Origin of the sequence: Streptomyces sp. NPDC015131 (assembly GCF_043079975.1) — a bacterium.
In the GTDB taxonomy this organism is placed as follows: Bacteria; Actinomycetota; Actinomycetes; order Streptomycetales; family Streptomycetaceae; genus Streptomyces.
The window spans coordinates 224,016-237,531 of sequence record NZ_JBIBVB010000005.1; the positions used below are offsets into that span (position 1 = coordinate 224,016).

At 71.4% G+C, this 13,516-nt stretch carries 13 protein-coding genes and 1 tRNA gene; 6 read left to right on the forward strand and 8 right to left on the reverse strand.

The window, feature by feature from the left end:
• Positions 1-23: 23 nt before the first annotated feature.
• Both ACF08D_RS21215 and ACF08D_RS21220 read left to right on the forward strand, forming a co-directional pair.
• On the forward strand, positions 24-1,004 hold the full coding sequence (locus tag ACF08D_RS21215) for a helix-turn-helix transcriptional regulator (RefSeq protein ID WP_392224296.1): 981 nt from the start codon (positions 24-26) through the stop codon (positions 1,002-1,004).
• A gap of 2 nt (positions 1,005-1,006) precedes the next feature.
• Positions 1,007-1,504, forward strand: a complete 498-nt coding sequence (locus ACF08D_RS21220; protein WP_392224297.1) for a hypothetical protein — start codon at positions 1,007-1,009, stop codon at positions 1,502-1,504.
• Here the strand turns inward: ACF08D_RS21220 and ACF08D_RS21225 are convergent.
• The 5 genes from ACF08D_RS21225 to dnaK all read right to left on the reverse strand — a co-directional run bounded on the left by ACF08D_RS21225 (position 1,501) and on the right by dnaK (position 6,539).
• Positions 1,501-2,124, reverse strand: coding sequence for a DUF4232 domain-containing protein (locus ACF08D_RS21225; protein WP_392224298.1), 624 nt, complete (start codon positions 2,122-2,124; stop codon positions 1,501-1,503). The genes ACF08D_RS21220 and ACF08D_RS21225 overlap by 4 nt on opposite strands.
• Before the next feature lie 197 nt (positions 2,125-2,321).
• On the reverse strand, positions 2,322-2,777 hold the full coding sequence (locus ACF08D_RS21230) for a heat shock protein transcriptional repressor HspR (RefSeq protein ID WP_392224299.1): 456 nt from the start codon (positions 2,775-2,777) through the stop codon (positions 2,322-2,324).
• Position 2,778: 1 nt separating this feature from the next.
• Positions 2,779-3,957, reverse strand: a complete 1,179-nt coding sequence (gene dnaJ / locus ACF08D_RS21235) for a molecular chaperone DnaJ (RefSeq protein WP_392224300.1) — start codon at positions 3,955-3,957, stop codon at positions 2,779-2,781.
• A 33-nt stretch (positions 3,958-3,990) separates the two neighbouring features.
• Positions 3,991-4,686, reverse strand: coding sequence for a nucleotide exchange factor GrpE (gene grpE / locus ACF08D_RS21240; protein WP_392224301.1), 696 nt, complete (start codon positions 4,684-4,686; stop codon positions 3,991-3,993).
• On the reverse strand, positions 4,683-6,539 hold the full coding sequence (gene dnaK, locus ACF08D_RS21245; protein ID WP_392224302.1) for a molecular chaperone DnaK: 1,857 nt from the start codon (positions 6,537-6,539) through the stop codon (positions 4,683-4,685). Before dnaK ends, grpE begins: the two co-directional genes overlap by 4 nt.
• A gap of 221 nt (positions 6,540-6,760) precedes the next feature.
• Between dnaK and ACF08D_RS21250 the strand changes: the two genes are divergently transcribed.
• The 3 genes from ACF08D_RS21250 (at position 6,761) to ACF08D_RS21260 (ending at position 10,998) form a co-directional block, all read left to right on the forward strand.
• Positions 6,761-7,510, forward strand: a complete 750-nt coding sequence (locus tag ACF08D_RS21250) for a sugar transferase (RefSeq protein WP_392224303.1) — start codon at positions 6,761-6,763, stop codon at positions 7,508-7,510.
• Positions 7,511-7,596: 86 nt separating this feature from the next.
• Positions 7,597-9,867, forward strand: coding sequence for a (Fe-S)-binding protein (locus ACF08D_RS21255; protein ID WP_392224304.1), 2,271 nt, complete (start codon positions 7,597-7,599; stop codon positions 9,865-9,867).
• Between the two features lie 183 nt (positions 9,868-10,050).
• Positions 10,051-10,998 (forward strand): Yip1 family protein, encoded by a 948-nt coding sequence (locus tag ACF08D_RS21260; protein ID WP_392224305.1) that lies wholly within the window; start codon positions 10,051-10,053, stop codon positions 10,996-10,998.
• A 64-nt stretch (positions 10,999-11,062) separates the two neighbouring features.
• On the opposite strand, the gene ACF08D_RS21265 is transcribed toward ACF08D_RS21260, so the two are convergent.
• Both ACF08D_RS21265 and dcd read right to left on the reverse strand, forming a co-directional pair.
• Positions 11,063-11,560, reverse strand: a complete 498-nt coding sequence (locus ACF08D_RS21265) for a phosphoribosyltransferase (protein ID WP_392224306.1) — start codon at positions 11,558-11,560, stop codon at positions 11,063-11,065.
• 2 nt (positions 11,561-11,562) lie between these two features.
• Complete coding sequence (dcd, locus tag ACF08D_RS21270) at positions 11,563-12,138, reverse strand: dCTP deaminase (protein ID WP_392224307.1); 576 nt, start codon at positions 12,136-12,138, stop codon at positions 11,563-11,565.
• 449 nt (positions 12,139-12,587) lie between these two features.
• Here dcd and ACF08D_RS21275 point away from each other — a divergent pair.
• Positions 12,588-12,661: transfer RNA gene (locus ACF08D_RS21275), tRNA-Gly, on the forward strand.
• Between the two features lie 316 nt (positions 12,662-12,977).
• On the opposite strand, the gene ACF08D_RS21280 is transcribed toward ACF08D_RS21275, so the two are convergent.
• Entirely contained in the window at positions 12,978-13,502 is a 525-nt protein-coding gene (locus tag ACF08D_RS21280) for an AAA family ATPase (RefSeq protein ID WP_392224308.1), read from the reverse strand.
• Positions 13,503-13,516 lie beyond the last annotated feature (14 nt).

Here is a 13,516-nt window from a genome sequence, read left to right on the forward strand (position 1 = left end):
TGCAGGAGCCTGGGGGTGTACAGATGAGCGTAAAACCGGACAAGCCCGGCCACCCCCATAGCCATTCGGAGCTGTGCCAGGAGGGGTCCGAGCTCTACGCCAACGCCTTGCGCAGCGGACGAATACCCCGGTCAGAGGCGGATGAGGTGCCCTGCCTGCTCGATCTCTCGCTGCTGCACCCCGACCCCGACGACGCCCAGTGGCTCCGCCCGGTTCCGCCGTCCTCCGCGCTGGCCCAGCTGCTCCAGCCCATCGAGCGCGAGATCCTGGAGCGTAGACGGCTCACCGTCGAACTGTCCGACGCGTTCGAGCCATTCATGGCCATCAGCGCCCAGAACGCGCCCACCACCCACGCCATCACCGTGCTGGAGGGCCTGAGCCGGATCAACGCCACCCTGGACCGCGTGGTGGCCGGCTGCGAGAAGGAGCTGCTCACCGTCCAGCCCGGCGGCGGCCGCCCCGCGCACGGCCTGAGCGAGGCGCTGCGCCGCGTACGGCCCCTGCTGGGGCGGGGCATCCGGATGCGGACGCTGTACCAGCACACCGCCCGGCACACCGAACTGACGCTCACCTATCTGGAACACGTGGGGCCCGAGGTGCAGGTGCGCACCCTGGAGCAGATCATCGACCGGCTGATCATCGTGGACCGCGAGGTCGCCTTCGTCCCCGCGCGCAGCGACCGCCAGGTCGCCCTGGAGCTGCGCCACCCGGGCCTGGTCGCCTACCTCGCCGGGGTGTTCGACCAGTTCTGGCAGCTCGCCGTCCCCATCAACGAGGAGATCCCCTACGACCTGAAGTCCGACGGCATCAGCGGCGTCCAGCGCTCCATCGCCAAACTCCTCGTCGAGGGCCACGTCGACGAGGCCATCGCCCGCCGCCTCGGCATGAACGTCCGCACCTGCCGCGCCCACATCGCCAAGCTCGCCGCCGTCCTCGGCAGCGGCAGCCGCGCCCAACTCGGCTACCTCATCGCCCAGTCCAAGATCCTGGAGCAGGACCACTGACCGTGCACGACCAGCACCCCACCCCCGCCCTCGCCCCCGTCGTGGAGCTGCCGGCCGCCACCGGCCCGGTCGACGTGACCGGCCCCGGCCTCCCGCACGTCCGCATCGCCCGGACCGCCGGCACGGAGGCCGACCCGCTCGTCCCGATCGGCACCCGCGACCCGGCCCTGCTGACGCTCACCGTCGACGGCCGCCCCCAGCGGCTCACCCCCGCCAAGGGGCGGCTGTCCCGGCGCTCGTACCGCGTCGACGCCCGGGTCGACGGCACCCGCTACCGGCTGGTGCCCTGCTCGTACGGCGAGAGCCGGCTGCTCCGCGACGGCCGCAGGCTCGGCGAGCTGGAGTCCTCCGGCGACGGCCGGGTGAGCGCCGAGTGGCGCGAGGGCGCCCGGGTGTCGCCCCAGGACGCCGCCGTCGGCACCGCACTCGCGGCGGCCTTCGGCACGGGCGCCCAGCCGCTGTGGGAGTCGCTGCTGGACGTGGTGACGGAGTTGTTCTAGCGGTCCGGCGCCGGGCGCCAGGGGGTCAGCTCCACGCGGCCGGTGTTGCCCAGGTCCAGCGGGCCGCCGTCCTGCGGGGCGGCCGTCTGGGCGGCGGCGCCGGGCGCGGGGGTGATCCGGACGTACGCGCCCTCGGTCGCCACCACGTCGGTGCGGGTCACCGTGTTGCGCCAGACCACCGACGCCGTGGCCTTCGTGCCGGGCACCAGGGTGAACGTCGACGGCTTGGTCGTGCTGTCCACGCTGGAGCCGCGCACCACGGCGACGTCCAGCCTGGCGCGCCGCTCGTCGAGCACCTCCAGCACCGGGTACCCGCTCACCTCGAACGGCTTCGTCCCGCAATTCTCCAGGGTCAGGCCCATCGCCCGCAGCCCCATGGCCGCCTCGGTCATGCCGGTGCCGACCCGCACCCCGGAGGCGGGGCAGGGCGCGTCCCCGGCGGGGGTCTCGCCGGGCGCGCCCTGCGGCGGCGCGGGGGCCGGGGCCGGGGCGGAGGCCACCGGGCGGGGCAGCGGCGCGTCGCCCGTCTCGTCGTCGCAGCCCACCGCGAGCGCGGCCAGCGCCACCAGCACCGCGCCGGAGCGCCACCGGGCGCCCGAGGTCCCCCGAGTCGTCAGCATCCCGGGATCATCGCACGCCGGTACGGGAGGGCGGAGGCCGCGGCCCGTCCGGGCGGCCCCGCCCGGGGGCGGCGCCCTGCGGAGGCGCGGTGCCCGGGGGCGGCTACCTACCGGGGCGGCGACCTACCGGGGCGGCGCGGCCGGGCGCGTACGCCGAGAGGCCCCCTCCGCCGGGCGGAAGGGGCCTCTCGGACCGCTCAGGTGTGCTCGCCGCGCTTCTTGGGCGGGCGCCACACCACCAGCGCGCTCGCCTGCTGGACCTCCTGGTACGGCACCAGGTCGCGCCGGTACGAGGCGTGCACCTGGGCCTCGCGCTGGCGCATCGCCGCCGCCGCGCCCTCGACCGCCGACGACAGCTCGGCGATCCGGGACTGGAGGGCGGCGACCTGGTTCTCCAGCTCGATGATCCGCTTGATGCCCGCCAGGTTGATGCCCTCGTCCTGGGACAACTGCTGCACCTGCCGGAGCAGTTCGATGTCCCGGGCCGAGTAGCGCCGGCCGCGACCCGCCGTGCGGTCCGGCGAGACCAGGCCCAGCCGGTCGTACTGACGCAGCGTCTGCGGGTGCAGCCCGCTCAGCTGGGCGGCGACCGAGATGACGTACACCGGTGTCTCGTCGGTCAGCTCGTACGGATTGCGGCGGCGTCCGTCCATCTCAAGCCCCCTTCGCGGCCTGGAACAGCTCGGCCCGCGGGTCCTCGCCCGCCGTGGCCTCCCGGTACGTTTCGAGCGCCTCGCGCGCCTTGTCGCCCAGGTCCACGGGCACGGCGACCTCGACGGTGACCAGCAGGTCGCCGCGGGTGCCGTCCTTGCGGACCGCGCCCTTGCCGCGGGCGCGCATCGTCCGGCCGTTGGGCGTGCCGGCCGGGATCTTCAGGGTGACCGGGGGCCCGCCGAGGGTGGGCACCTTGATCTCGCCGCCGAGCGCCGCCTCGTCGAAGGTGACGGGCACCGTGACGGTGAGGTTGTCGCCCTTGCGGCCGAAGACCGGGTGGGTGTCGACATGGACCACCACGTACAGGTCGCCGGCCGGTCCGCCCCGCTCGCCGGGCGCGCCCTTGCCGCGCAGCCGGATGCGCTGCCCGTCGGAGACGCCCGCCGGGATGCGGACCTGCATGGTGCGGGACGACTTGGCGCGCCCGCTGCCGTGGCAGACGTCGCACGGGTCCTGGGCGATCAGCCCGCGGCCCTTGCAGTCCACGCACGGGTCGGTCAGCGAGAAGGAGCCGCTGCCGCCGCGCGAGACCTGCCCGGTGCCGACGCAGGTCGGGCACACCCGGGGCGTGCCGTTCTTGTCGCCGGTGCCCGAACACGCCTTGCAGGGCTGCTGGCTGGACATCCGCAGCGGGACCGTGGCCCCGTCGACCGCCTCGGTGAAGCTGAGCGTCACCTCGGACTCGACGTCCTGCCCCCGGCGCGGCTGCGTGCGGGTGCCCGCGCCGCCCCGGTTGAACAGGCCGCCGAAGACGTCCCCGAGTCCGCCGCCGAAGCCGCCGGCGCCGCCCGCCCCGCCCTGGGCGCCGCCGAAGAGGTCGCCCAGGTCGAAGTTGAACGTGCCGCCGGCTCCGCCGCCCGGACCGGCGCGGAAGCCACCGTTGCCGAAGAGGGCGCGGGCGTCGTCGTACTCCTTGCGCTTCTTGGGGTCGCCGAGGATGTCGTTCGCCTCGGAGATCTCCTTGAAGCGCGCCTCCGCGCTCGCGTCACCCTTGTTGGCGTCCGGGTGGAACTCGCGGGCGAGCTTCCGGTACGCCTTCTTGATCTCGGCCTCGGTGGCGTCCTTGGGGACGCCGAGAACCTTGTAGTAGTCCTTCTCCACGAAGTCCTTCGTGCTCATCGACGTCCCTCCTCCCGTTCACCGGTCACCGCGTCAGCCCTCCTCGGGGCCACCGCTCTCCTCGTCGGCCGCCTTCTGCTGCTCCTCCTGGTCCTGGGGCGCGCCGCCGGCCTGGGCGGCCGGCGCGGCCCCGGGCTGGGGCTCGGCCACCGCGACGCGGGCGGGCCTGATGGTCCGCTCGCCGATGCGGTACCCCGGCTGGAGGATCGCGACGCAGGTCGTCTCGGTGACGTCCGGCGCGTAGCTGTGCATCAGGGCCTCGTGGATCGTCGGGTCGAAGGGCTCGCCCTCCTTGCCGAACTGCTGGAGGCCCATCTTGGCGGCGACCGTCTCCAGCGATTCGGCCACCGACTTGAAGCCGCCCACCAGCTCGCCGTGCTCACGGGCGCGGCCGATGTCGTCGAGCACCGGCAGGAGCTCGGTCAGGAGGTTCGCGACGGCGATCTCCTTGACCGTGACCCGGTCGCGCTCGACCCGGCGGCGGTAGTTCTGGTACTCGGCCTGGAGCCGCTGGAGGTCCGCGGTGCGCTCGCCGAGCGCGGTGCGGGTCTGGTCCAGCTGGGCCGTCAGGCCGGCGGTCTGTGCGGTCGCGTCCCCTGCCGGGGCCGCCGGGCCCTCCTCCGCGGTGTTCGCGGAAGGAGTGGCTCCGGCGGGCTCGGCGGCGTCGTCGGGCGTGGCGCCGGAGGGGACGTCGGGCTTCTCCTCGAAGCCCGGGGTCTCCTCCGTCATGCGGCCCCCTTCGGCTTCTCGTCGTCGACGATCTCGGCGTCGACCACGTCGTCGTCGGCGGCGGCACCCTGGCCCGCGGCGCCCGGGGCCTCGCCGGCACCGGCGGCGCCGCCCGCGGCCTGCGCGTCCGCGTACATGGCCTGGCCGAGCTTCTGCGAGACGGCCGCGACCTTCTCGGTGGCCGTGCGGATCTCGGCGGTGTCCTCGCCCTTCAGCTTCTCCTTGAGCTCGCCCACCGCCGTCTCGACCTCGGTCTTGACGTCACCGGGGACCTTGTCCTCGTTGTCCTTGAGGAACTTCTCGGTCTGGTAGACGAGCTGCTCGCCCTGGTTGCGGGTCTCGGCGGCCTCGCGGCGCTTGTGGTCCTCCTCCGCGTACCGCTCGGCCTCCTCACGCATCCGGTCGACCTCGTCCTTCGGCAGCGAGGAGCCGCCGGTGACGGTCATCTTCTGCTCCTTGCCCGTGCCCAGGTCCTTGGCGGTCACGTGCATGATGCCGTTGGCGTCGATGTCGAAGGAGACCTCGATCTGCGGGACGCCGCGCGGGGCCGGCGGGAGGCCGGTCAGCTCGAACATCCCGAGCTTCTTGTTGTACGCCGCGATCTCGCGCTCGCCCTGGTACACCTGGATCTGCACCGACGGCTGGTTGTCCTCGGCCGTGGTGAAGATCTCGGAGCGCTTCGTGGGGATCGTGGTGTTGCGCTCGATCAGCTTGGTCATGATGCCGCCCTTGGTCTCGATGCCGAGGGACAGCGGGGTGACGTCGAGCAGCAGGACGTCCTTGACCTCGCCCTTGAGGACACCGGCCTGGAGCGAGGCGCCGATGGCGACGACCTCGTCCGGGTTCACACCCTTGTTGGCCTCCTTGCCGCCGGTCAGCTCCTTGACGAGCTCGGCGACGGCGGGCATACGGGTGGAGCCACCGACGAGGACGACGTGGTCGATCTCGGAGAGCTGGATGCCCGCGTCCTTGATCACGTTGTGGAACGGGGTCTTGCAGCGCTCCAGCAGGTCCGCGGTCAGCTGCTGGAACTGGGCGCGGGTGAGCTTCTCGTCCAGGTGCAGCGGGCCCTCGGCGGACGCCGTGATGTAGGGCAGGTTGATCGAGGTCTCGGTGGACGAGGACAGCTCGATCTTGGCCTTCTCGGCGGCCTCGCGGAGGCGCTGGAGGGCCATCTTGTCCTTGGACAGGTCCACGCCGTGGCCGGACTGGAACTGCTTGACCAGGTAGTCGACGACGCGCTGGTCCCAGTCGTCACCACCGAGGTGGTTGTCGCCGTTGGTGGCCTTCACCTCGACGACGCCGTCGCCGATCTCCAGCAGCGAGACGTCGAAGGTGCCGCCACCGAGGTCGAAGACCAGGATGGTCTGGTCGTCCTTGTCCAGGCCGTACGCGAGAGCGGCGGCCGTCGGCTCGTTGACGATGCGCAGGACGTTGAGGCCCGCGATCTCACCGGCCTCCTTGGTGGCCTGGCGCTCCGAGTCGTTGAAGTACGCCGGGACGGTGATGACCGCGTCGGTCACCTTCTCGCCCAGGTAGGACTCGGCGTCGCGCTTCAGCTTCTGGAGGATGAAGGCGCTGATCTGCTGCGGGTTGAAGTTCTTCCCGTCGAGCTCGATCTTCCAGTCCGTGCCCATGTGGCGCTTGACGGAGCGGATGGTCCTGTCGACGTTGGTGACCGCCTGGCGCTTGGCCACCTCGCCGACGAGCACCTCGCCGTTCTTGGCGAAGGCGACGACGGACGGCGTGGTCCTGGCGCCCTCGGCGTTGGTGATGACGGTGGGCTCGCCGCCTTCCAGAACGCTGACGACGGAGTTAGTCGTGCCCAGGTCGATGCCGACCGCACGTGCCATTTCGATTCCTCCAGCTGACTTGAGTGGAACAGGCTCAAGGATGCACGACAGCCCGACATGAGTCAACAGACTTGAGTCGGCGGGGCTCAACTTCACTGGTGGGCCGCCTGTCAGGCGCCGCCCGGCCTCCCGGCCGTCCCTGGGCCACGACCCGCCGCATACCCACGAAGCACTACCGACTCACACACACCCGTGCGATCGTTTGAAGAACGTGCCAAAAGGTGCGAAAAGCCGCATTCATCGGCACCGGCCGCGAACTCGTCAGGTGGATGCCCATGCGCCCCTCCCCCCGCTCCCGCTCCCCACACCTCCGTCTGCCGCGCGTGCGGCTGCCCCAGGTCCGGCTGCCGCGCCTGGGCCTGCCCCGCGCGGGACGCCCGTCACGTACGGGACACCCGCCGCGCGCGGGGCGCCCGCCGCTCGTGGGGCGCCCGCCGCTGGTGGGGCGGGTCCGCTCCCCGCATCCGCAGCGGGTGCTGGACGTCGCCCTGGGGTCGGTCCTGCTGGCCCTGGCCGCCCCGCTGCTGCTCGCGGCCACCGCCGTCACGGCCCTGAGACGGCCGCCCGGCGGAGTGTTCGTCCGCGAGACGTGCGGCGGCCTGGGCGGGCGGCCCTTCACGCTGCGCCACCTGCCCGTCCGCCGCTTCCGGCTGGACGTGCTCTCCCGGCTGCCGCACGTCCTGCGCGGCGAGATGGCGCTCGTGGGCCCCGCGCCCCTCCCGGCCGGCGACCCGGCGGGGGCCGCCCCCTGGCGCCGGAGCGTCAGACCGGGCCTGACCGGCCTGGCCCAGACCCGGCGCGGCTCCACCCTGCCGTGGGACGAGCCGCTGCTCCTGGACCAGCACTACGTCGAGCACCAGTGGCTCGGGCTGGACCTCGCGCTGCTGCTGCGCAGCGTACGGACCGTGTCGGGTCAGGCTCACCTCAGCGACGCAGATCACCGCGGCCGCGGCTACAGTGCGGCGGAATAAGTGGGTACGCTCAGCACGGACTGAATAAGTTACCGCTTAGTAGTAGTACCTGAGCCTTCCCACCCTCGCAGGCCCGAGGAGCCTCCATGCAACTCGCCGCGATCATTGTGTCGCTGACCCTGACCGTGGTCGGCGTTGCGCTGCTCGCCCGCGCCATCGGCCAGTTCGTCCGCTACTTCAAGCTGGGCCAGCCGGTCCCCGCCGGCGCCCGCACCGACAACCCCTACCAGCGCAGCGTCACCCTGGTCAGGGAGTTCCTCGGGCACACGCGGATGAACCGCTGGGGCATCGTCGGCATCGCCCACTGGTTCGTGGCGGTCGGCTTCCTGACGCTGCCGCCGACCATCGTCACCGCGTACGGCCAGCTCTTCCAGGCCGACTGGACGCTGCCGGTGATCGGCGGCTTCCTGCCGTACGAGCTCTACATCGAGTTCATCGGCGCGATGACCACCCTCGGCATCGCCACGCTCATGGTGATCCGGCTGCTGAACCTGCCCTCGCGCCCGGGCCGCAAGTCCCGGTTCGCCGGCTCGAAGATGGGCCAGGCGTACTTCGTCGAGTACGTCATCCTCACCATCGGCCTCGCCATCTACGTGCTGCGCGGCCTCGAGGGCGCCCTGCACCACGTCGACCACTACGAGGCCGCGTACTTCGCCTCGTACCCCCTGGTCCTGGCCTTCAAGGGGCTGAGCGTCGCCGCGCTGCAGAACCTGGTCTACCTCTTCGCCATGATCAAGCTGAGCACCACCATGATCTGGATGATCACGGTGTCGCTCAACATCAACATGGGTGTGGCCTGGCACCGCTTCCTCGCCTTCCCGAACATCTGGTTCAAGCGCAACGCCACCGGCGAGACCGCGCTCGGCGCGCTCCAGCCGATGACCACCGGCGGCAAGGAGATCGACTGGGAGGACCCGGCCGAGGACGCCGTCTTCGGTGTCTCCCAGGTCGAGCAGTTCTCCTGGAAGGGCATCCTCGACTTCTCCACCTGCACCGAGTGCGGCCGCTGCCAGTCGCAGTGCCCCGCCTGGAACACCGGCAAGCCGCTCTCCCCGAAGCTGCTGATCATGTCGCTGCGCGACCACGCGCACGCCAAGGCGCCGTACCTGCTGGCCGGCGGCGGCAAGACGATGGAGGGCGACGAGAAGGCGTCCGAGGAGCAGCTGAAGGACGTCCCGGCCGCCGCCCTCGCCGAGGCCGAGCGCCCGCTGATCGGCACGCTGGAGGAGAACGGCGTCATCGACCCGGACGTGCTGTGGTCCTGCACCACCTGCGGCGCCTGCGTCGAGCAGTGCCCGGTCGACATCGAGCACATCGACCACATCGTCGACATGCGCCGCTACCAGGTGATGATCGAGTCCGCGTTCCCGTCCGAGGCGGGCACGATGCTCAAGAACCTGGAGAAGAAGGGCAACCCCTGGGGCCTGGCCAAGAAGCAGCGCGTGGAGTGGACCAAGGAGGTCGACTTCGAGGTCCCGATCGTCGGCAAGGACATCGAGGACCTCACCGAGGTCGACTACCTGTACTGGGTCGGCTGCGCGGGCGCCCTGGAGGACCGGGCCAAGAAGACCACCAAGGCGTTCGCCGAGCTGCTGCACATCGCGGGCGTGAAGTTCGCGATCATGGGCGGCGACGAGAAGTGCACCGGTGACTCGCCGCGCCGCCTGGGCAACGAGCCGCTGTTCCAGCAGCTCGGCCAGGAGAACGTGGCGATGCTGAACATGGCGTTCGGCGAGGACGACGAGGACGAGTCGACGAAGAAGCCGAAGTCGGCCAAGAAGATCGTCGCCACCTGCCCGCACTGCTTCAACACGATCGCCAACGAGTACCCGCAGCTGGGCGGCGAGTTCGAGGTCATCCACCACACCCAGCTGCTCCAGCACCTCATCGACGAGGGCCGGCTCACCCCGGTCACCCCCGTCGACGGGCTGATCACCTACCACGACCCCTGCTACCTGGGCCGGCACAACAAGGTCTACACGCCGCCGCGCGAGATCATGTCGGCCGTCCCGGGCCTGCGCCAGCAGGAGATGCACCGCCACAAGGAGCGGGGCTTCTGCTGCGGCGCCGGCGGCGCGCGGATGTGGATGGAGGAGCGGATCGGCAAGCGCATCAACACCGAGCGCGTCGACGAGGCGCTGTCCCTCAACCCGGACATCGTCTCCACCGCCTGCCCCTTCTGCCTCGTGATGCTCACGGACTCCGTGAACGGCAAGAAGAACGACGGCCAGGCGAAGGAGAGCCTCCAGGTCGTGGACGTGGCCCAGCTGCTGCTGGAGTCCGTCAAGCAGCCGGCGGACCCCGCGTCCCCGGCCGAGGACGCGGACGCCGGCGCCGAGCCGGAGCCGGTGAAGTAACCGGCGCACCGCGCACCCCCGGGCCCCCGGCCGGGCCGCCTCACGGAGGCGGCCCGGCCGTTCCCGTACCCCCGCCGTCGCCTCCGGGACGGGCCCCTAGGGGATGTCACAGCTCCGCAGCAATGGCGCCCGGTCCCCGGGCCCCGTCCACGGACACCGCCGGGACCGGGTACGTTCGTTGACGTGGCTGGATTCAGGATCGGACGCGGCCGGGACAACCGCACCTCGCGACAACAACCGCAGCAGGCGCCCTACGGCGGGCCCGCTGCGCCGCCCCCGTACGCGCACGGGCAGCAGCACCAGTGGCCCCAGGGGCAGCAGCAGCCCTACGGCGAGCCGGAGTACTTCGGCGACCCGTACCAGCAGGCCGCCCCGCCCGCCCACGGGCACCCGCACGCCGCCCAGGGGCACCCGCACGCCGCCCAAGGGCATCCGCATGCCGCCCAGGGGCACCCGCACCCGCAGGGGCATCCGCACGACCCGTACGCGGCGAACAACCCGGGCCACACCCGGGCGTTCAGCATCCACGACGAGGCGGAGGCGTACGGCGAGGGCGCCACGTACCAGGCCGGCGCCGCCGCCCCGGCGGGCCCGCGCCTGCACTGGAAGCAGCTGCTCAGCGGCATCGTGACGCGCCCCGGCCCGACGTTCCTCCAGATGCGCGACCACGCCGTGTGGGGCCCCGCGCTGGTCGTCACCTTCCTGTACGGGCTGCTCGCGCTGTTCGGGTTCGACCGGGCCCGCGACGAGGCGATCAACGCGACCCTGTCGACGGCCATCCCGTACGTCCTGGTCACCGGCGCCATGTTCGTGGTCGGCGGCCTGATCCTCGGCGCGGTCACCCACACCCTGGCCCGCCAGCTCGGCGGCACCGGCGGCTGGCAGCCGACGGTCGGCCTCTCGATGCTGATCATGTCGATGACGGACGCCCCGCGGCTGCTCTTCGCCCTCTTCCTGGGCGGCGAGAACACCTTCGTCCAGGTCGTGGGCTGGCTGTCCTGGCTGGCCGCCGCGGCGCTGTTCACCTCGATGGTGCGCGCCTCGCACGACCTGCCCTGGCCGAAGGCGCTCGGCGCCTCCGCGATCCAGCTGGTCGCGCTGCTGTCGCTGCTGAAGCTCGGCACGATCTGAGCGCGGGCGTACGAGAAAGGCCCCCGTCCGGTGCGGGGGCCTTTCTCGTGTCGTTCGGCGTACCTCAGGCGTCCAGGACCTGCCCGGAACGCTGGACCACGGGCTTCTCCACGCTCCACGGGAAGTTGATCCACTCGTCGGTGCGCTTCCACACGTACTCGCACTTCACCAGCGAGTGCGACTTCTCGTAGATCACGGCGCTGCGCACCTCGGCGACATTGCCGAGGCAGAAGTCGTGCACCAGCTTCAGCGTCTTGCCGGTGTCGGCGACGTCGTCGGCGATCAGCACCTTCTTGTCGCTGAAGTCGATCGCGTTGGGCACCGGCGCCAGCATGACCGGCATCTCCAGGGTGGTCCCGACGCCGGTGTAGAACTCGACGTTGACCAGGTGGATGTTCTTGCAGTCCAGGGCGTACGCCAGGCCGCCGGCGACGAACACGCCGCCGCGCGCGATGCTCAGCACGATGTCGGGCTCGTACCCGTCGTCCGCGATGGTCTGCGCGAGCTCCCGGATCGCCTTCCCGAACCGGTCGTAGGTCAGGTTCTCCCGTACGTCACTCATGCTCACACCTGCGTCCGATGAAAGTTCTGGAAGGACCGCGAGGCGGTCGGCCCCCGCTGGCCCTGGTACCGCGATCCGTAGCGCTCACTCCCGTACGGGAACTCCGCCGGCGAGCTGAGCCGGAACATGCACAGCTGCCCGATCTTCATGCCCGGCCAGAGCTTGATCGGCAGCGTGGCGAGGTTCGACAGCTCCAGCGTGACGTGCCCCGAGAAGCCCGGGTCGATGAACCCGGCGGTCGAGTGGGTCACCAGCCCGAGCCGCCCCAGCGAGCTCTTGCCCTCCAGCCGGGAGGCGATGTCGTCGGGGAGGCTGATCACCTCGTACGTCGACGCCAGCACGAACTCGCCCGGGTGCAGGATGAACGCCTCGTCGCCCGGCGGCTCGATCAGCCGCGTCAGGTCGGCCTGCTCGACCGCGGGGTCGATGTGCGGGTAGCGGTGGTTCTCGAACACCCGGAAGTAGCGGTCCAGCCGCACGTCGATGCTCGAGGGCTGCACCATGGAGTCGTCGTACGGGTCGATGCGGACCCGCCCGGCGTCGATCTCGGCCCGGATGTCCTTGTCTGAGAGAAGCACGTCCCGAGGATACGCAGAGCGCCCGGGCCCGCCCCAATCGGACGTCCCGCCGCCGCTACCGCCCCGAGCTCCCCACGGGCACGGCCCGCCGCAACCGTGCGCACCGCGGACACCGCAGCAACCGCCCGGGCCCGATCCGCCCGGCCGCGAGCTGCTGCATCGGGAACGAGGCGGTACTGAACACGTGCCCCTCGGCACAGCGGACGACGGTCCTGGAGTCCATCGGGTCCCTTCCCCAGCGCGGCGCGGACGAGACCGCCACATTAGGGGATCTACGGGACGCCACTCCAGGCGGCACTCCGCCTCGCCCCCGTACGCCCCAACTCCCGCCGCCCGCGCCCGGATCACTCCCCCACCGGACACGAGACCCCCGCGCCGCGATACACCGGGCGCCCGCGGATGGGGTACAGTGAGCGGCGGTACGACACCGGATCACCGGTCCGTATTACGCGGGTGTAGTTTAATGGTAGAACATGAGCTTCCCAAGCTCAGAGCGCGGGTTCGATTCCCGTCACCCGCTCCAAAGTGAAGCCCCAGGCCATCGGCCCGGGGCTTTGTTGTTGTCCGGGCCGGTCACTGGTCCCCTGTCACTTGCGTGCCCCAGCTCCGGGCTATGCCCCGGCCGGAGGCCCCGGGGCGCACCAGCTGCCTCATGCAGACAGGCTGCCGCCTGAATGGCGAGACGCATTTCAGATGGCATGCGCCACAAGCGCCTGCAGATTCGCTTGACGGTCCGACAAGCAGTCGCGGCCACGCCGCGCACGCACCTGCCGTACGAGGGGACACGCGCCGACGCGACCCGGTTGTGCAGCTGACGGCACCGGGCTCGAGGCCCCGCCTTACCGCCCTCGGGCCTCGGTGAGGGCCGTCACGAGCACGTCCAGGTCCCCGGTGTAGGGGATCACGTCCTCGTCGTCGGCCGGGGCATCGAAGCGGGCGAAGAAGTCGTCCAGGGCTTCGGGAGAGACGGTCAGCGCGTTGGCGTCCTCGCGTTGGTTGCGTTCGGCCAGGCGCCGCAGCAGCTCTTCGCGGTCGGCGGGGAGGTGGACCACCACCGGCAGGCCGCCCGCTTCGTGGGCGGCCTGCCGCCAGACATCGCGCTCGCTGCGGCGCCACAGGCCGTGGTCCAGGACGACGTCCTTCCCGGCCTCGATCTCCTTGGTGAACCGGTCCCGGATCGCTTCGACCACGGGTCGTTCCCGCTCGAAGTAGGTGTGCTCGGGGTAGTCCACGCCGTACCGGCCGTGGAGTCGGTGGACCTCCTCGTCCACGGACAGCCGGAGGTAGCCGCGGTCGGCCAGGGCCTGGGCGACCGTGGTCTTCCCGGAGCCGGTGAGGCCGACCAGCAGTACGGCGAGGGGCACGTGGTCATCCTTTC